The 18,499-nt window shown below is 39.2% G+C and carries 15 protein-coding genes; 5 read left to right on the forward strand and 10 right to left on the reverse strand.

Features of this window, described 5'->3' with window-relative positions; all coding sequences use genetic code 11:
• Positions 1 to 25 precede the first annotated feature (25 nt).
• Positions 26 to 1,549 (reverse strand): DHA2 family efflux MFS transporter permease subunit, encoded by a 1,524-nt coding sequence (locus LAV82_RS01330; protein WP_013058615.1) that lies wholly within the window; start codon positions 1,547 to 1,549, stop codon positions 26 to 28.
• Between the two features lie 266 nt (positions 1,550 to 1,815).
• On the opposite strand from LAV82_RS01330, the gene LAV82_RS01335 reads away from it, so the two are divergent.
• Positions 1,816 to 2,718 (forward strand): TetR/AcrR family transcriptional regulator, encoded by a 903-nt coding sequence (locus LAV82_RS01335; RefSeq protein ID WP_211077481.1) that lies wholly within the window; start codon positions 1,816 to 1,818, stop codon positions 2,716 to 2,718.
• A gap of 256 nt (positions 2,719 to 2,974) precedes the next feature.
• On the opposite strand, the gene LAV82_RS01340 is transcribed toward LAV82_RS01335, so the two are convergent.
• From LAV82_RS01340 to LAV82_RS01365, 6 genes are all read right to left on the reverse strand, one after another.
• Positions 2,975 to 3,796: a carbohydrate ABC transporter permease gene (locus LAV82_RS01340; RefSeq protein WP_013058617.1), complete on the reverse strand. Its 822-nt coding sequence runs from the start codon at positions 3,794 to 3,796 to the stop codon at positions 2,975 to 2,977.
• Positions 3,797 to 3,811: 15 nt separating this feature from the next.
• Complete coding sequence (locus LAV82_RS01345; protein ID WP_013058618.1) at positions 3,812 to 4,714, reverse strand: carbohydrate ABC transporter permease; 903 nt, start codon at positions 4,712 to 4,714, stop codon at positions 3,812 to 3,814.
• Positions 4,715 to 4,737: 23 nt separating this feature from the next.
• Positions 4,738 to 5,979 carry an ABC transporter substrate-binding protein gene (locus LAV82_RS01350; protein WP_499715502.1) on the reverse strand — a complete coding sequence of 414 codons (1,242 nt, stop codon included), beginning with the start codon at positions 5,977 to 5,979 and terminating at the stop codon, positions 4,738 to 4,740.
• Positions 5,980 to 6,051: 72 nt separating this feature from the next.
• The gene (locus tag LAV82_RS01355; RefSeq protein WP_499715503.1) at positions 6,052 to 8,172 is read right to left on the reverse strand and encodes an amylo-alpha-1,6-glucosidase; all 2,121 of its coding nucleotides are present in this window, start codon (positions 8,170 to 8,172) and stop codon (positions 6,052 to 6,054) included.
• Between the two features lie 85 nt (positions 8,173 to 8,257).
• Positions 8,258 to 9,274 (reverse strand): LacI family DNA-binding transcriptional regulator, encoded by a 1,017-nt coding sequence (locus LAV82_RS01360; protein WP_013058621.1) that lies wholly within the window; start codon positions 9,272 to 9,274, stop codon positions 8,258 to 8,260.
• A 146-nt stretch (positions 9,275 to 9,420) separates the two neighbouring features.
• The gene (locus LAV82_RS01365; RefSeq protein WP_013058622.1) at positions 9,421 to 10,695 is read right to left on the reverse strand and encodes an ATP-binding protein; all 1,275 of its coding nucleotides are present in this window, start codon (positions 10,693 to 10,695) and stop codon (positions 9,421 to 9,423) included.
• Between the two features lie 271 nt (positions 10,696 to 10,966).
• Between LAV82_RS01365 and LAV82_RS01370 the strand changes: the two genes are divergently transcribed.
• Both LAV82_RS01370 and LAV82_RS01375 read left to right on the forward strand, forming a co-directional pair.
• Positions 10,967 to 11,731 carry a sulfite exporter TauE/SafE family protein gene (locus tag LAV82_RS01370; RefSeq protein WP_098786976.1) on the forward strand — a complete coding sequence of 255 codons (765 nt, stop codon included), beginning with the start codon at positions 10,967 to 10,969 and terminating at the stop codon, positions 11,729 to 11,731.
• A 232-nt stretch (positions 11,732 to 11,963) separates the two neighbouring features.
• Positions 11,964 to 13,316, forward strand: coding sequence for a cation:dicarboxylate symporter family transporter (locus LAV82_RS01375; protein ID WP_029323833.1), 1,353 nt, complete (start codon positions 11,964 to 11,966; stop codon positions 13,314 to 13,316).
• A 27-nt stretch (positions 13,317 to 13,343) separates the two neighbouring features.
• Here the strand turns inward: LAV82_RS01375 and LAV82_RS01380 are convergent, their stop codons facing one another.
• Together LAV82_RS01380 and LAV82_RS01385 are read right to left on the reverse strand one after the other, a co-directional pair.
• The gene (locus LAV82_RS01380; RefSeq protein WP_013058625.1) at positions 13,344 to 13,739 is read right to left on the reverse strand and encodes a hypothetical protein; all 396 of its coding nucleotides are present in this window, start codon (positions 13,737 to 13,739) and stop codon (positions 13,344 to 13,346) included.
• Between the two features lie 70 nt (positions 13,740 to 13,809).
• Positions 13,810 to 14,781 (reverse strand): NAD(P)H-dependent flavin oxidoreductase, encoded by a 972-nt coding sequence (locus tag LAV82_RS01385; RefSeq protein WP_499715505.1) that lies wholly within the window; start codon positions 14,779 to 14,781, stop codon positions 13,810 to 13,812.
• Positions 14,782 to 14,952: 171 nt separating this feature from the next.
• Between LAV82_RS01385 and LAV82_RS01390 the strand changes: the two genes are divergently transcribed.
• Positions 14,953 to 16,995, forward strand: a complete 2,043-nt coding sequence (locus LAV82_RS01390) for a catalase (protein ID WP_499715506.1) — start codon at positions 14,953 to 14,955, stop codon at positions 16,993 to 16,995.
• Positions 16,996 to 17,118: 123 nt separating this feature from the next.
• Positions 17,119 to 17,832, forward strand: coding sequence for a YoaK family protein (locus LAV82_RS01395; protein WP_013058628.1), 714 nt, complete (start codon positions 17,119 to 17,121; stop codon positions 17,830 to 17,832).
• Between the two features lie 27 nt (positions 17,833 to 17,859).
• Here LAV82_RS01395 and LAV82_RS01400 read toward each other — a convergent pair whose 3' ends face one another.
• Positions 17,860 to 18,357: a GNAT family N-acetyltransferase gene (locus LAV82_RS01400; RefSeq protein WP_013058629.1), complete on the reverse strand. Its 498-nt coding sequence runs from the start codon at positions 18,355 to 18,357 to the stop codon at positions 17,860 to 17,862.
• Positions 18,358 to 18,499 lie beyond the last annotated feature (142 nt).

Genomic DNA, 18,499 nt, shown 5'->3' on the forward strand with positions numbered 1-18,499 from the left:
CGCTGTCTCAGCGGGGATTTCTTTTTTATTTAGCAAACTGCTCGCGTCCTGCTTTTTCCTTTATCACTTCATCTTCACTTGCCGGCGTGGCGCGTTTCATAAACAATGAAAGAATTAAGGCAACCACCACTAGTACTACTGAGACGGCAAACGCATCGTTAATTCCTTGTACCATTGCCTGCATCCCAATCTGTTCTTTCATTTGAGCTGCCCCGGCTGCCGTTGCATTCGCTGCTCCTGCTCCGCTCATTGCATCTTGAGCGAGCTCTTTTGCATGCGTAGCTGTACGGTTTGACATCACCGTTACTAAAAGAGCCGAACCAATAGCTCCCGATACTTGTTGAAGCGTGTTATTCATCGCAGTACCATGCGGATTAAAGCGCTGCGGCAGCTGATTTAACCCGTTTGTCATAACCGGCATCATCACCATAGACATTCCGAACATGCGAAGCGTGTAAAGCGTAATAAGCGTTGTATACGTCGTATCAAGCTCTAAGTTACTGAAGAAATACGTCGTAACGGCTGTAATCGTTAGACCCGTTACAGCCAGTGCACGCGCTCCGAATTTATCAAATAATTTTCCGGTAATCGGTGACATCACACCCATTAGCAGCGCACCCGGAAGCATTAGTAATCCTGAATGAAGCGGAGAAATGCCTCGTACCGTTTGAACATAAATTGGCATTAGCAGCATGGCTGAGAATAATGCCATTGTGATCACCATTGAAATCGTTGATGATAAAGCAAACATTGGATATTTAAAAATGCGGAATTCAAGCATAGGTGTTTTCAGCTTGAACTGACGCGTAATAAATAAAATCAGTGCCACAGCTCCTACGATAATGGTGCCGTATACTTCCACAGAATCCCAGCCTTTATCCCCTGCTGAGCTAAACCCGTATAGAAGTCCTCCAAATCCAATCGTAGATAACACAAGTGATAGGAAATCCAAATTGATTTCCACTTTTTCTTTTTTGTCTTTTAATAGGAAGAAAGAGCCTATTAATACAATTGCCGCGATTGGCGTAACAAGGTGGAACAGCATTCTCCACTCATAGTGTTCAATTAGCCACCCTGATAATGTAGGACCAATTGCCGGAGCAAAAATCATAACTAAACCGAAAATCCCCATCGCAGCTCCGCGTTTTTCTAATGGAAAACTTGTGAGCAATACGTTCATTAAAAGCGGCATCATAATGGCTGCGCCTGATGCTTGAATAATACGAGCGGTTAACAAGACCGAAAATACGGGCGAAGCGCCGGCAAGTATTGTTCCTGCTGTAAATAAAGTCATAGCCGTTAAAAATAAGCCTCTGACAGAATAGCGCTGAATTAAAAAAGCGGTAGTTGGAATCATAATACCATTCACTAACATATAACCAGTAGAAAGCCACTGGACAGTTGACGTTGTCACATCTAAGTCTTTCATAATAGATGGCAGCGCCACGTTTAATAACGTTTCATTCAACAATGAGATAAAAGCGCCTATTAACAAAATAGCAATTATGCCATAAGGCGGCTTTTCCATTTGATTTATCGATTGACTCATTATTGTACCTCCTTATACTTCAAGTTCATTTTTTTAGACACATGTTCTACATAGAGTATATTATACTGTGAGTTCAATTTATGCAAGCGAAAAATCTTGCGTTCATGTCCTTTATTTTACCGACTTTTTTACTCCTATAACCCTTTTATATCAATATATTGTCGTGATATCGTCCATTTTTTTAAAAAAGAACATTTGTGTAAACGCTTTAAATCATGTATCATAAAGTTGGACCATGAGTCTAATTTTATATTTAGGTGATAATAATGAATAACCGAAAACAGCAAGTTGTAAAAAATGCACACCATCTCTTCGTTGAAAAAGGATTTCAAGCTACGTCTATTCAAGACATCATTGATTATAGCGGCATTTCAAAAGGAACATTCTACAACTATTTTTCTTCAAAAAATGAATTATTAATCGCTGTTTTTACCTGGCTTCATACAACAATTGAACAAGAGCGAAACCAGCTGCTGGTTGGTAAAAGCCTGACCGATGTAGATGTATTTGTTAAACAGATTGATGCACAGATGAAAAACCATCATAAACATAAATTTTTTACATTACTTGAAGAAGTATTTGTTTCCAATGATCCTGATTTAAAAGCATGCATAAAAAAAACCCAGTTTATTGAAGTGAACTGGGTTTACAAGCGGTTCATTGATTTATTTGGACAAGAAAAGAAACCGTACCTGCTAGATTGTGCAATTATGTTTCTTGGCATGCTTCATCGCAACTTTCACTATAATTTTATGGTTAACGGCACAAATACTGACCCGCATGAGATCATAAGCTACAGTGTCAAGCGTCTGCTTCCTCTTGTAGACGAAGTAGCAAATGCAGGAGACATTTTGCTCGATCCGCAAACGATTAAAGAATGGCTTCCATCTTGCCCGAATACTAAAAATCAAATAGAACAGGACATTTCTGCAGCACTTATCGATTTAAAAAAACAAGTTCACAAACAATTTACTGATGAATTCGAACATCAAAAATGCACAGAGCTTATTAGTTTTATTGAAGAAGAGCTGTTTAAACAATCAAATCCCCGCAAGTTTGTTGTGGATAGTGCCCTTCAATCATTAAAGCAGCTGTCTGTTAACAACAGTAAAACGCCCCTAGAGGAACTGCAAACGATGATTGATCAGTATGTGAGTGAACTTCATTAAAAAGCGTTTAAGACGTAACTAAATCATTTCAATCTAAAGTCGAACAAATTGAATAAAGGAGTTAGTATAGGTTACTTGTTACACCGCTGTTGATTTCCGTGCAAGGCTTCGCTTTCCGCGGCCGGCCGGTGAGCCTCTTTTCCCGCAGGAGCCTTCGCCTTGCCCTTCGATATAACAAAAAAATGAACGATTAATATTTTTTAATTAATCGTTCGTTTATAATTCTAACTAAAATATTTTTATCCCAGCCTCTTTTTTATTTTCCTCCAGTAAACGAGATTCCTTTAATAAAATATTTATTAAAAAACGCATAAATGAGTAAAATGGGAAGTGTAAAAACCATGGAAGCTGCCATAATATAGTTCCAATAACTGATATACTGACCTTTAAATGTGTTAAGCCCTAAAGTTAATGTAAACATATTTTCATCAGACATCACAATTAAAGGCTTCATAAAATCATTCCAAAATCCCATAAATACAAAAATCGTTTGTGCTGCTAGGGCAGGTTTTGCAAGTGGAAGGACTATTTTAAAGAATGTTCCAAACTTTGATAACCCATCCAACTCCGCTGCTTCTTCAAGCTCTTTTGGGAAATTAATAAAAAATTGACGCATCATAAATATAAATGTCGCATTCACCATTCCGGGTACAATCATTCCCTGATAGGTATTTAACCAGCCTAATTCTTTCAAAATTAAAAAATTAGGGATCATGGTTACTTGTCCAGGAATCATAAGCACAGCTAAAATAATAATAAACAAACTTTTCTTTCCCGGGAAACTGAGGCGTGCAAGGGCATAACCAGCCATTGAGTTAAATAGCAAATTCAGAGCTGTTCCTACTACAGCAATAAATAAGCTATTAAACATCCAGCGAGGGAACAGCTTTTGTTCCACAAAGATTTGTTTATAGTTGTCTAGCGTAAAATGTTTCGGAATAAAGTTCACCGTACCTGACACAATTTCTTCAAGCGTTTTAAAAGAAGCTGACAGCGCCCAAATAAATGGAATTAGCGTAATCAGTGCGTATATGCTTAAGATAGCATATAAAATAAGGACTCCCGTTTTTTTCTTCATCTTTTTCTTCCCCCCTTAGTACATACTTTCTTCTTTTGAAAACTTTCGCTGAAGAACCGTTGCCACCAAAATCACGAGCGCCAGCATAAAGGCTAGTGCTGCAGCATATCCCATGGTTCCTAAATTTTTAAATGCATATTGATAAATAAGAAGAACAACAGTCAGAGTCGAGTTATTAGGTCCCCCTGAACCTCCTGAAAAAATAAACGATTGATCAAACAGCTGAAACGTACCAATTAGTCCCATGATTACCACGAACGATGTAACCGGACGCAGATTCGGAACTGTAATATGCCAAAATCGTTGAAACACATTAGCACCATCCAACTGAGCTGCTTCATACAGCGAATCTGGTACATCCTGCAAAGCTGCCAAATAAATAACCATAAAAAATGGAGCTGTTGCCCAGATGTTCATAATCATAATGGCAATCAAAGCGACCTGCGGATCTCCAAGCCAATTATAAGTCGGAAGGCCAACAAACTTTAAAAACTCGTTCACAATTCCATTTTGATTGTACATCCACATAAAAATAAGCGTTAATACAGCCGATGATGTAAGCGTAGGTAAAAAATAAATAATACGAAATACTTTTTCTGCTTTCAGCCCTGCATTTAATGTGGCAGCCAGTATAAGTGCCAATGCGGTTTGTACCGGTACAACAATTACTACATACTTCACCGTATTCCACAGAGCAATTTTAGCTTTGTCATCTTCAAGAACCTTCATATAGTTCTCAAGCCCTCGAAAATGGAACTCAGTCCCTCCCAACAATTGAACTTTATGTAAAGATAAAAAGATGGCATAAAAAATAGGTGCAATCACAAACAGCAACAGTACAAACAGTGTAGGTGTCATAAAAGCATACCCTTGCCCTACATCACGAGGTTTGTACGTTCGTATTTTTCCGTTTTTCATTTCCTCCACTCCCCCGCCAAGCCTTATTCATAAATACTAATCTCTTGATTTGCCTGCTTTTGTGCTTTTTTCAAAGCTGTTTCTAAATCACTTTGTCCTAAAAAGGCGCTTAAAAACTGGTTATTAAAGTTATTCATAATAATAGGCAAATACGGACCATCTTGCCAGACAGTAGCATAAGCAGCTCCTTTTACCAACGGACCGCGTTTTTCATCTTCAGCAAAACCAAGCTTATCCGCTACGGATTTTCTTGTTGGCAATGCGTACCCCTTACTTGTCCAAGTTTCCATTCCTTCTTTACCAGTTAAGTACTGAATGAGCTCCCAAGACGCTTTTTTCTTTTTCGAGTCAGCATTCATTACATACGCGACCGTAAATGCCATCGTATTTTTATGACCGTTTATTGTCGGAACCTCCGCTGTACCGTAATCAAGTTTTGGAAAGGACTCTTGTAGAAACGGAATCATCCAATTCCCTTCAATTACCATAGCCACTTTTTGTTGTGCAAACATGTCCGTACCTGAGTTTGCGCCTACATCAGAGGGTTGTACAGACGTTTTATCTTTTAAATGCTGATCGATGAGCGGCTGAAGAGCGTCAACGACTTCTTTCGTAGCAAAATTTGCCTTATTGTTCTTTAACACGTCTCCTCCGTTTGCCTGCGCCATATAAAAGATACGTGCTAATTCCGGCGTGACACCAAACGCTTGAATCCCTTTCTTTTTAAATACTTTTGAAACTTCTTCAAACTCACCCCATGTTTTTGGTACTTCTACTCCCGCTTCTTTAAATAGCTTTTTGTTGTAAAATAAGCCTAACGTGGAGTAATCCTTTGGAAAACCATATGTCTCTCCATTTTTTTGAAACGCTTTCAATAATGGTTTCTCAAAATCTTGAACATCAAAATCAGACTTTACATAAGAATTCAAAGGTTCTAAAACTCCTGTATTAATAAGACCAGGCGCTTCAAGTGCATCAAGATAAAAAACATCTGGACCGTTTCCACCTATTAAACGCGTTTTTAGAATATCCATGTATTGATCAGTGATTACTTCATGCTTCACATGAATCGATGGATGGAGCTTTTCAAAATCTTGAATAGTTTGATTAAGCAGCTTCGTCTCTGTTGGGTTGCCTCCCCAGCCGGCTAATACAATTTCGACTTGACCATCTTTCCCGGAAACTTCTTGTACATTTGAACATCCAGTTAAAGCTGCTCCGGCTACTGCCAGAAGCAAACTTAAAGCGAGTACCCACTTCTTCATTAGCTGTCTCCTTTCATTTCATTGACCTGCAGCTTATTAATAGACGCTTAATAAGCCCCAGTCGAATTAACATTAACCTACATAATTTCTTACTTTACATTGAGATAGAAGCTCGTATTTTGTCGTATTTTCTTTCACGTAAATGATAGTTTCGCTTTCTTCTTTTTTAACCGTTAATGACAGTTTTCCACTGCCAATCACAAGGTTTTCTACAGAGAGTTCATTCATATCGTCTATGAGCACAGGATTTATCTGTATCGTCCCTGCTGTGCTATCAGGAAACAGTCTCAGCATCGCCTGTACGAAAGCTAAAGGCGTACCGGCTGCCCAAGCTTGAGGTGAGCAGGCAACAGGATATTTAACAGGTTTGTCAAGTTTACTTGAATAGCCGCAGAATAATTCAGGAAGACGGTCGTACTCAAAATGTTCTGCTGCATCAACAAGCCCTTTTATAACTTTATTGGCTTCTGTTTGCTTGTTCGCTTTACTCAAACCGAGAACAATTAAACTATTATCGTGCGGCCAAATGCTCCCGTCATGGTAACTCATCGGATTATAGCCTGCTTCTCCTTCTGCCATTGTGCGGATACCGTATCCCGAAAACATAGAGTCCGATATTAGCCTTTCGCTTACTTTGTGCAATTTCTCCTCATCCATTATCTCTGCTAAAAGCGCATGACCTGGATTTGACGTAATCGTTCCTACTTGGCTCTTATGTTCATCCAGTGCAATTGCGTAGAATGATACGTCATCCATCCAAAAGGCTTCATTAAACTTTTTATGCAGCTGCCTTGCTTCTTTACGTAAATTATTTGCTTCATCTGTTTTGTTTAGCTGATCATATAAAGAAGCAATACCCATTTTTGCTTGATATACATATCCTTGTACTTCCACTAAAGCAATGGGAGTTTTTGCATATTCACCGGTGCGATGGACAACAGAATCTCCTGAGTCTTTCCAGCCTTGGTTAGCAATTCCTTTACTTGACTCTTGATGATATTCAAGAAATAAATCGCCGTCTCGATCCCCATAATCGTTGATCCATGTCAAAGCTCTATCAATAGTCATGTGCATTTCTTGTACAAACTCCAAGTCTCCCGTCCATTTTACATATTCCGTTAATAAAATTAAAAACAATGGCGTCGCGTCAACCGTTCCATAGTACGGCGTAAAAGGAATTTGATTTGTGTTGGCAAGTTCTCCGTAACGTATTTCGTGCATAATTTTACCCGGCTGCTCATCACGCCATGGATCATTTGCTGTTCCTTGATACGCCGCCATCGTACGCAGCGTTCCTTTTGCCACTTCCGGATTAAAAGCAAGCATTTGAAGCGCTGCAATTAGACTATCCCTTCCAAATGGCACACCAAACCAAGGCAATCCTGCTACAGGAAAAGCACCGAATCCTACATCCGTTAACAGTACGCGCAGGTCGTTAAGCCCTCTTGTAATAAGACGCTGCATTGTCGGATGATCAGTTGTCACTTTTGTAGAAGATTTTTCCCACTTTTTATATGACTGCGTTAGTAAACTAAGCGCTTCATCAGCTGATAAAATATTTTCATTAATGTTTTCACCCATTTGCGGCTGAACCACTAATGTAATTTCTTCTTCTTCTTGATGATTGAGTTCAAAAGAAAATGTAACCTCTCCTTGCTCATCCATATATGAAGCTTCTTTATCCCAGAGAATCCGTGTCGCCCGCTTGATATCATCTGCTCCTTTGTATGTATATGTTAGGCTGCTTTCTCCTTTTATTTCCCCCGTTCTTTTTCCGACATTTCCAGTTTGAAAACCTCTTACGATGAACATATCGTTAAAATCGACATCTGCTTGGATACTTAATGTAAAAGCAATTTTTTTAGGAAAATAGCTTTTTAACTTTATTTTTTCATAGAAAACTCCTCCATATATAAAGCGCTTTCTCTCTATTTCTATAGACTCTCGCCATAGTACAAGCTCTCCTTCTTTTTCCATATGCGGATTAGTAAGAAGAATTGTAGCTAATAGGTTCTCCTCTGCACTTGAGGACAATAACACAGGATCTGCATCATTAATCTTCAAACGAAATTTGCTCAAAAAACGCGTATCTTTCATATATAGCCCTAAACCATACTGATGGTTTTCATTGATATTTCCTGCTGGATCAGTCAGTAAAAATAGGTCATTTTCTTTAATAACACGGTAATCCATTTCCATCCCCCTAAGTTTTACCGAAACGTTTTGGAAAAAGCGCACAATATCCGAAACGTTTCGGTTTTGCATTATATAAAAACCACTAATTGTGGTTTTTATCTGTTGATTCTCGAATAATTAGCTTTGTATCAAGATATCGCTTCATATTTGTTTCTTTTCCTTCTAACATTTCAATTAATAAATCTGCAGCTTCATAGCCAATCTGATATACTTCCTGTCCTACTGTCGTCAAATTTGGAGACGAATAAGAGGCAAGGACAATGTTATCGTATCCGACAATCGACATCTCTTTAGGTACATGAAGGCCAAGTTCTTTGCATGCTTTTAGTGCTCCAAGTGCCATTAAATCACTTGCACAAAAAATAGCCGTGACCTCTTTATGTCGATTTATAAGCTCCCGAACAGCTTTCTCTGCTTTCTTTTCTTCAAAATTCCCGCTTACAACCCACTCAGAACGAAACGACAAACCGCATTCTTTGAGCGCTTCTCTGTATCCGTTGAGACGTTCCTGGCTGACAAATGCGTCTTCATGTCCGTTAATCATCCCAATATGCTTATGGCCAAGACTCGCTAAGTGTTCAACTGCTTTTTTAGCTCCCAAGGCATTATCAGTGGTGACATAGCCCACTGAATTAGAATGAACTGGAATATCAACTAAAACACAGGGAATATCACTTTCTACTACTTCTTTTAAATAGGGATCTTCTTTTTTAATACCTTGAATAATTGCCCCATCCACCCTTCGCTCTCGACAAAGCTGGGTATACGTTTTTTCTCGTTGCATCATCGTGTTTGTATTAAATAAAATCAAATCATACCCTAAAGTAGATGCTCGCTCATTTACACCGCACAGCACTTCAAATGTAAAATTATCTTTTACGCTCTCTCTGCTGATGCCTGAAACTAGTAGTCCAATAGTCTTTGACTTTTGCATAACCAGTCCTCGAGCTAACGTATTAGGGCTGTAGTTCAGCTCTCTTGCTACGGCTGCAATCTTTTGCCTTGTTTTTTCATTTACATCTGAATAACCATTTAAAGCCCGAGACACCGTTGTTACAGATACGCCAGCAACTCGCGCTATATCTTTAATCGTTGTCACTCAAAATTCCTCCAAAACGTTTCGGATAGCTTTAAATAGATTGTAACGCTTTCATTCATTAAATTCAATACTTTTTTAATAATCAGTTTACTTTTATCTATCTCTAAAACTTTTGCGTATAAAAAAAGCAGCCCTAAGGCTGCTCTTTATTCACAAAGTGGAAATTCAAGTGAAAAACACGTTTCTTTTCCTTTTACGCTAGACACACTCACTTTTCCCTTCATATAATGAATAATGCTGAAAGATACCATCGTTCCAAGCCCCGTACCTTTTTCTTTTGTTGTAAAATACGGTTCGCCTAGCCGGTTGATTTGTTCTTGCGTCATGCCGCAGCCTGTATCGATAATATCCACAATAACAGCTCCGCCTTCTTTTGTTACTTTAACGGTTAACGTGCCTCCATTTTGCATGGCTTCAATACTATTTTTAAATAAATTGATTAGGCACTGCTGAAGCTTTCTTCTTTCTCCCATTACGAAGAACTTCACTTCTTCATCAAATGTAAAATCAATAGCGACTCCATTCATATTGGCAAGAGGCGTCATAATATGGGTGACATGATGAATCTCTTCTGAAATATTCATTTTTTCATTTCGTTCCGGAGCAGAATTGGCAAACAGCAAGTAATCATCAATGATTTCTTTTGCACGATCTAGTTCATTAATCGCAATGGAAATGTAGCGTTTTTTAGCAGGTTCTTTTTCATCTTCTTGCAGCATTTGCATAAATCCTCTGCTTGCCGTTAGAGGATTTCGCACCTCATGAGAGATGCTGGCAGCTAAATGACTGACAATTTCTAGTTTCTCTGCTTTCATCAGGCGCTGCAGCACTAGTAAATTTGCCCGTATCGCTTCCCACAGTATGGTAATGACAAACATGCCTGCTACATCTAAAATCGCGAATTGAACCCACACGCTAATAGGAATGCTTGTTACGTGCAAGACAAAAATAGATACAAGCATAGCTAATAAAGAACCGATTACACTAAGACAGGTGCTCACGATAATTCTATTTTTTAATGAGAAATGTAAAAAGTATTTTGTTATGAAAAATAAAGGAATGGATAAAATCGGAAGAGCAATTAGTGTTGATAAAAACCCTACATCGTACCCGCCAATTAGCAAGCGCAGCAGTAAAATAAAGACAAAAAGCAAGCTTCCTAGCGGCCAGCCTCCATATAGCGTTCCTAAAATATAAGGAATTCTTCGTAAATCCATTCGATAATCATCGGGGACATAAGCTCCGTTAACCGGAAACAAAAGGCAAAAGATAATAGCTAAAATCGGAAATACCGCGATATAACGATCTTTCCACCAATGAATTTTTTTAGCATACTTGATTAAATAAAACATCTGCACTAAAAACAGCGCCAATAAAATAAATAAAAAATTAATTAACAAATCTTTCGTGACAAAACTCATGTATTCACCGGTCTTTCAAATGAGATAAAAATAAACTCTTTTATTGCATTTACATTTGTAACACAAATTAGAGCGTAATCATAGACAAATAAACGTATTCTATTTACTTTTTTATAACTTCCTATGACTGTATCGTCCGTTCCCCAAAATAGTGAAGGCAAAGAAAACCTTTTCAACTCCACTAAAAATATTCAGAATTTTATTTACATATGAGCTACAATGCTCTATAATCAGATCAATGTACTTGGTTTTGAGAGTAGGAGGAAGAAACATGGAACTATCAATTACCTTAATGGGATTATTCGTCGGAACCCTAGTAGGCTTAACGGGAGTTGGAGGCGCCGCTTTATTAACACCTTTACTGATTGTACTCGGCATTAACCCTTCCATTGCCGTAGGAACAGATCTTGTCTACAATTCTATCACAAAATTATTCGGAGTCGCTCAGCACTATAAACAGCGAACCATTAACTTTAAATTAGCAAAATATTTAGCCTTCGGAAGTATTCCGAGCGCTGTTTTTGCCATTGTCACACTTCATGCATTTCCATCTTTTCACGAGCATCAAGAAACGATTATTAAGCACGCTCTTGGATATGTCATGACACTGGTTGCCATTTCAATTATCTTTCGCGTCTTTTTTGATAAATTCATTCGCCCAAATCGTTTTCAAGAAATGGACTTAAATCAGAAAAAAGGATTAACAATCGGAATTGGTGTAGTCTTTGGATTCATTGTCGGACTAACATCGATTGGTTCGGGCTCATTATTTGCGATTGCGATGCTGTACTTATTTAAGCTAAAAACATCTGAGCTAGTTGGAACTGATATTGCACATGCGTTTCTTCTCGTTACGGTGGCTGGTATTTTAAATGCAAGCTTCGGAAGCGTGGATTACATGTTGACTGCTAACCTATTAACTGGATCTATTCCAGGTGTGTTAATCGGAAGCCGTTTATCAACGAAAGTGCCTTCAAGACCGCTTCAAGCCATTATGGCAACCATCATTCTAATTAGCGGAATTAAATTAATTTAACAAATAAAAGCACATGCCTTTGCATGTGCTTTTTATTAGTTTTTTTAAAGATCTATATTAAAAATAATAATGTTTTAAACTACTCCCTTCCCTTCTTATACACTTCAACTAATATTTTTATTGAATTTTAGTCAAAGAGACCAATGACACCTCAAACAACCTTACGTTAAAATGTTAAAAAACATAACATCTATTGTGCTATCTAAAAAATTGTACGACGAAGGGAGAACACATGACACAAACAGCGGCAAAAAGTAAGCAAAAACCTTTTTATAAAGGTCTTTTCTTTCAAATTATGATGGCGATTGTACTTGGCATAGCCGTAGGATATCTGTGGCCAAGCTTCGGGAATGCTGTGAAACCGATTGGAGACGGTTTTATTAAGCTTATCAAAATGCTGATTGCTCCTCTTATTTTTGGAGTAGTCGTTGTTGGAATTGCCAAGGTTGGAAACATTAAAACAGTTGGGCGTATCGGCGGAAAAACCATTCTTTATTTCGAAATTGTCACAACATTCGCCCTATTAATCGGTCTCTTAGTAGCAAACGTAATGAATCCCGGCACCGGTATGAATGTTGATCCTTCAAGCTTAAGCACAAGCGAAGTGGACGCGAAAACTAACGGCTCCGAACTTCCGAGTGAAGGTGATTTTTTTCTTAATATGATTCCAGACAGTGCAGTTGGTGCTTTTTCAAGCAACTCCATGCTTCAAGTGCTTTTAATTTCTTGTTTGTTTGGCATCGCGCTTGTCCATATAAGTGGAAAAACAGCAGAGACACTTTTAAATGTATTGGAGAAAGTAAATGATGTATTGTTTAAAATTATGGGATACATTATGAAACTAACGGCTCTTGCCACGTTTAGTGCCATGGCATTTGCAGTTAGTCAGTACGGTCTTGGAACACTTGCTGCATTCGGAAAGCTGTTTATCGCTATGACAATTGCTTGTCTAGCATTTGTTCTTGTTTTAGCTGTTATTTTACGAATCTATTTAAAATTAAGTTTGTGGAAAGTCATTCTATATATACGAGAAGAAATTATGCTGGCATTTGCTACGGGTTCCACTGAAGCCGTTATGCCGCAGCTCATGGATAAATTCGAACAAGCAGGATGCAACAAAGCAGTCGTCGGCCTTGTTGTACCTACGGGCTATTCGTTTAATCTAGACGGTGCTTCTATTTACTTGTCTCTTGCCCTCGTCTTTTTAGCACAAGCAACGGGCGTGGATTTGAGCCTCACTGATCAGCTTTTAATGCTTGGTGTTCTTCTTCTTACGTCTAAAGGAATGGCTGGTATTCCAGGATCAGCTTTTGTTGCTCTCTCTGCTACCGCAGCAGCAACCGGATCCATTCCGGTAGCAGCCGTTGCTCTGATGCTCGCTCCTGATCGCTTTATGGGTAATTACCGGACTACAGTTAATATTATTGGTTATGCGGTAGCTGCTTTTATTATCGCACGATGGGAAAATTTATTAGATCTACAAAAAGCAAATGATGTGCTGGACGGAAAAATTGCGTATCAGCCCAAAAATGCTGAGATTTCTCTCCCAGAGAGTATTCCAGCAGCCAATGAAAAAGCATTTTAACAAAAAAATTTCCTGGCCGAGACAAGTCTATTTTGCTTGTTTTTCGGGCAGGAATTTAATTGTTACATGAAAGGCCTTTTGCTGAAACTTATTTTCTTCGAGTATTTTATATACCATTTGTTTAATCGTTTCTTGCGTTTTGGCATCAGCTGAAACGGAAGGCTCCATATACACATCCAGCTCTACTCTGTCTTTTGAGTAAAGGGAAGAATTCACGCCCCTTGATTCATAGCCCGCTTCAGTTAAACCGCTGCTGATTTTATGCCAAATATCCAGTTTGTCCATTTGTTTAATAACAGGCTTTGCTTCTTCGTACACTTGTGCTTGCTGAGTCTTGAAAACTTCTTCTTTTTTAGTAAAAACTGCATACCCTGAACCTACTACTAAAAACGTCATAATAGCAAATGCTCGCATCCTTTTCATTCTCTCACCTCATTTAGAGATATAGATTATAAATATGCGAATAATTGCTGCGGTATGACGGCTTGTATCTCTACTTCTTTTCCAATATACTCAGCAGTCGTTTAGAACCAGCTTCTACTTCTTCTATCATACTGGCAAAAAGCTCTTGCACCGTTGGAATATTATCAATCAGTCCAACGACTTGGCCTGCCCATCCATAGCCTTCATCGATTTTATTTTCATAAATATACCGGCAGTTTGCCCCTCCGCTAATGACGTCTTTTAACTCTTCGTATCTCTCTCCTTGCTGCTCACGCTCGATAATGTCAAGAGTGTAGTGGGACTTCAATACGCGTCCAGGTGCCCCGAACGAACGTTTAATGACCACAGTATCGGTTTCTTTCGCTTCTACAATAGCTTGTTTATACGCATCATGGGCATCTACACATTCTTTTGTCGCGATAAAACGTGTTCCCATTTCTATCCCTTCAGCGCCTAATGATAACGCTGCCAATAATCCTTGTCCGTTTCCAATCCCTCCGCTTGCCAAAACCGGAATTGACACAGCCGCAGCTACTCGAGGAATTAATACCATTGTGCCCAGATCCTCACGTCCGATATGTCCTCCTGCTTCTTGCCCCACTGCCATGACAGCATCTGCTCCTAGCTTCTCGGCTTTTTGAGCTTGACGCACGTTGGCTACCAGTATGAGCGTTTTAATTCCCGTTCCTTTTAATCTCTCAAAAATAGGTGCGGGATTTGCTCCTGTTATGGAAACAACCGGCACGCCTTCTTCTACTGCTACGTCGAGAAGTTCTTTATAAGAACCTTCTGTTTGACCTCCCACAGCAAAATTAACGCCAAAAGGACGCTCAGTTAAAGAACGTACTTTCTTAATTTCAGCTCGTAGTTTCTCAGGTGTTCGGAGCGTCATAGCTGTGATTTGTCCAAGCCCGCCTGCATTTGAGACAGCAGCGGCAAGTTCTGCGTACGCTAAATACGCAAGACCTCCTTGTACAATTGGATATTGAATCCCTAATAAATCTGTTACCCGTGTTTTCATCTATGTATCCCTCTCCTTTTATTTTTGTATTTATGAATACTTATTCATAATCATAACAAGAAAATAACGGATTTCCTACGAAAAAATTCCAAAATTTCTGTTTGCTTCAACTTTTGATAGGGTACACATTTTGTAATGATTATTAACTGAAGATTAAGGAGGAAGACAGGTATGACAAAAAAGCACCCTGTAAATGAAAAAAGCAAGCAAGAACAGCTCGAGCAGTTTAAAACAGATGATCGAAACCAAGCGCTCACAACCAATCAAGGGTTAAAGCTTTCCGAAGATGAATTTTCTTTAAAAGCGGGTGAACGTGGTCCAACCCTTATGGAAGACTTTCATTTCCGTGAAAAAATGACGCATTTTGACCACGAACGCATTCCTGAACGCATCGTTCATGCACGAGGCTTCGCTGCTCACGGAGAATTTGAACTGTATGACTCTCTCAGTGAATATACAAAAGCTAAATTTTTACAGAATCCGTCTGTAAAAACACCTGTATTTGTCCGTTTTTCTACTGTAGCAGGTTCTAAAGGTTCAGCTGAAACGGTGCGCGACGCCCGTGGTTTTGCAACAAAATTCTATACAGAAGAAGGAAACTATGACTTAGTTGGAAATAACATTCCCGTGTTCTTTATCCAAGATGCGATTAAATTTCCGGATTTAATTCACGCTGTTAAGCCTGAGCCACACAACGAAATGCCGCAGGCGGCTTCAGCACATGATACGTTTTGGGATTTTGTCGCCAATAACCAAGAGTCTGCTCACATGGTCATGTGGTCAATGTCAGACCGTGCAATTCCACGCAGTTTGCGTATGATGGAGGGCTTCGGCGTACATACTTTTCGCTTAGTTAATGCAGAAGGAAAAGCTCATTTTGTCAAATTCCACTGGAAGCCTGTGCTCGGAACGCATTCCCTCGTTTGGGACGAGGCTCAAACCATTTCTGGGAAAGACCCGGATTTTCATCGTCGCGATTTATGGGAATCGATTGAAAACGGAGACTATCCTGAATATGAGCTAGGCATTCAAATCATAGATGAGGAAGATGAATTTAAATTCGACTTTGACATTCTCGATCCAACTAAGCTTTGGCCTGAAGAAGACATTCCCGTCAAACTAGTTGGAAAAATGACCTTAAATCGAAATGTGGACAACGTATTTGCCGAAACGGAACAAGTCGCATTCCATCCGGGGCATGTGGTACCGGGAATTGATTTTTCTAACGATCCTCTCTTACAAGGAAGATTGTTTTCATACACAGATACCCAGCTTATTCGTCTTGGCGGTCCGAATTTTCACGAACTTCCAATCAACCGTCCAGTATGCCCGTTTCATAACAACCAACGAGACGGTTACGGACGTCAAACGATTAACAAAGGACCTGTCAGCTATCACAGAAACTCTCTTGCAGCCAACACGCCGGCTCCTGTACCTGAATCAGAAGGCGGTTATGCTCACTATCAAGAAAAAGTGGAAGGAAGAAAAGTTCGAAGCCGCAGCGAAAGTTTTAAAGACCACTTTTCACAGGCAACGCTATTTTGGAATAGCATGAGCGCCCCTGAAAAAGAGCATATTATCAGTGCTTTTAGCTTTGAACTTGGAAAAGTAAAAAGCAAGTCTGTTCAACAGCAGGTCGTTGATATGTTTGCCAACGTCAGTACAGTGCTAGCTAAACAAGTAGCACAAGCGATTGGTGCAACGCCTCCATCTGGAGAAGACGCGCCAGTGACCAAGTCATCTCCGGCTCTTAGTCAGGAGCAAACGATTAAAAAGCCGAATACGCGTAAAGTAGCTGTCATTGTAGCTAATGACTTTAGCAGTGACCTATCACAAGTGTTAAACAGTTTAAAACAACAGGGCATTCAGCCTGAAATTGTAAGCACAACCCTCCAAAACGTAAAAGGAACAGACGGGTCAGAGCTTGAAGTACAGCACACCTTCTTAACAAGTGACTCTGTCTTATTCGATGCGGTTTATGTTGTCGGAAGTTCGTCAGCTGATGAGAAGTTTCGTAAAGAAGCACTGACGTTTGCTCAAGAAGCATTCAAGCATTTTAAACCAATTGGCGCGACGGATGAAGGTGTTAAGTGGCTGCAAGCTGCTGGATTAGATAGTAGTCCCGGCGTCGTAACTGGAGAAACTACACGCTTTACAGATGAATTTATTGAAGCTATTTCAGCTCACCGCCACTGGAATCGTCACGTTATATAAATTACAAAAAAGATAGGGACCTACCCTATCTTTTTTATATGAAACCGCAGTAATTGAAGAAAAGCTTCTCTTTTGCTTATACTAGATAATGCATCTTAGATTTTCAGGAGGCAGAAGGAAGACATGCTCACAAACAAATCATCTTACTTTTTACAATTAACGAAACGATTCAAAAAAGCTGCAACGGCAAATTCAGTTATTCTTGGAATTTTGTTAGCTATTGTGGGAGGTTTTCTTGATGCTTATACGTATATAAGCAGAAACGGAGTATTCGCAAATGCACAAAGTGGAAATATCGTCTTATTAGGTGTAAAGGCAGCGCAAGGTCAATGGACAGAAGCTTTTCTTCATATTCCCCCTATTGTAGCCTTTATCCTAGGCGTTGCTGTAACCGAAACATTTAAGCAACCGCGATTTGTATCTGTACTCCCTGATACTTCTCGTATCGTATTGCTTTTAGAAATTGTCGTACTCATTATCGTTGGTTTTTTACCGTCTAGTGTTCCTAATATGTTGGTTACAGTAACAATTTCATTTGTTGCTGCTCTTCAAGTTTCTTCATTTAGAACTTTGATAAAATGGTCATATAATACAACCATGACAACCGGAAACCTTCGTACTGCTTCTCAAGCAGCATACTATGCTATATTCAAACGCGATGAAAACGCTGCTTATCAGTGCCTTCGTTTTACCGCCATTATCCTCTCTTTTTTGAGCGGCGCATTGTTAGGTTCTATTTCTACTTTCACCCTAGGGACAAAAGCAGTTTGGCTAGCTTCTGCTATTCTTTTTCTCGCTTTTGTCATTTTAAATTCAGAATCTCAAAAAAGCCTTTGAAATCATTGATTTCAAAGGCTTTTTTTATTAAACTGATTTTCTAAATGCCATAACGTGCAAATCTTTTACCGGATAAAAGTCGTTATCAGGAAAGCGAACGTAACCTCTTTTAGTGTACAGCTTAATGGCATGTTCCATTGAATGATCTGTATGTAAACCTAAATAAGAACACCCTAGCTCCCGAGATTTTTTTTCACACGCTTCAAGAAGCGCATTGGCGACTCCTTTTCGGCGATGAGACGGAGCAACTGCCAGCAGACGAATTTCAGCCCATGGAAATGGTTTTAACAATCCTCCATATACATCCGTATTTGGGGGATAAAACAAAACGCTTCCTGCCATTTCTCCATCGATTTCAGCTACAATGCACTCAAATTTCTTTTCTTCACTCAGGGTATGTAAAATTCCCTTTCGATATCTTTTCCAGTGTGCTTCTGATTTTACAGCTGCATATTGCTCATAAGCAGCAAGCGTCACTGTTTCAATAGATGATGTTTCTTCTTCTCTAGCTTTTCGAACGATCAATTTTTTCTCCTCCATTTACCTTCTTCGTTAATTCTTATTGTCTATGGTGAACCATGTTTATGCAACACATTTGCATCTTAAAACAGCTTCCTTTGCATATATTTAATCCGTTCATTATGGTTTCTAAAGCGGTCTTTGTGCT

It is taken from the genome of Bacillus sp. ILBB4, from assembly GCF_035064545.1.
Classification (GTDB): domain Bacteria; phylum Bacillota; class Bacilli; order Bacillales; family Bacillaceae_H; genus Priestia.

Excerpts from the sequence above, each read along its gene's own strand:
- LAV82_RS01330 (WP_013058615.1), bottom strand. The coding sequence starts at position 1,549 with ATGAGTCAATCGATAAATCAAATGGAAAAGCCGCCTTATGGCATAATT.
- LAV82_RS01335 (WP_211077481.1), top strand. The coding sequence starts at position 1,816 with ATGAATAACCGAAAACAGCAAGTTGTAAAAAATGCACACCATCTCTTC.
- LAV82_RS01340 (WP_013058617.1), bottom strand. The coding sequence starts at position 3,796 with ATGAAGAAAAAAACGGGAGTCCTTATTTTATATGCTATCTTAAGCATA.
- LAV82_RS01345 (WP_013058618.1), bottom strand. The coding sequence starts at position 4,714 with ATGAAAAACGGAAAAATACGAACGTACAAACCTCGTGATGTAGGGCAA.
- LAV82_RS01350 (WP_499715502.1), bottom strand. The coding sequence starts at position 5,979 with ATGAAGAAGTGGGTACTCGCTTTAAGTTTGCTTCTGGCAGTAGCCGGA.
- LAV82_RS01355 (WP_499715503.1), bottom strand. The coding sequence starts at position 8,172 with ATGGATTACCGTGTTATTAAAGAAAATGACCTATTTTTACTGACTGAT.
- LAV82_RS01365 (WP_013058622.1), bottom strand. The coding sequence starts at position 10,695 with ATGAGTTTTGTCACGAAAGATTTGTTAATTAATTTTTTATTTATTTTA.
- LAV82_RS01370 (WP_098786976.1), top strand. The coding sequence starts at position 10,967 with ATGGAACTATCAATTACCTTAATGGGATTATTCGTCGGAACCCTAGTA.
- LAV82_RS01375 (WP_029323833.1), top strand. The coding sequence starts at position 11,964 with ATGACACAAACAGCGGCAAAAAGTAAGCAAAAACCTTTTTATAAAGGT.
- LAV82_RS01380 (WP_013058625.1), bottom strand. The coding sequence starts at position 13,739 with ATGAAAAGGATGCGAGCATTTGCTATTATGACGTTTTTAGTAGTAGGT.
- LAV82_RS01385 (WP_499715505.1), bottom strand. The coding sequence starts at position 14,781 with ATGAAAACACGGGTAACAGATTTATTAGGGATTCAATATCCAATTGTA.
- LAV82_RS01390 (WP_499715506.1), top strand. The coding sequence starts at position 14,953 with ATGACAAAAAAGCACCCTGTAAATGAAAAAAGCAAGCAAGAACAGCTC.
- LAV82_RS01395 (WP_013058628.1), top strand. The coding sequence starts at position 17,119 with ATGCTCACAAACAAATCATCTTACTTTTTACAATTAACGAAACGATTC.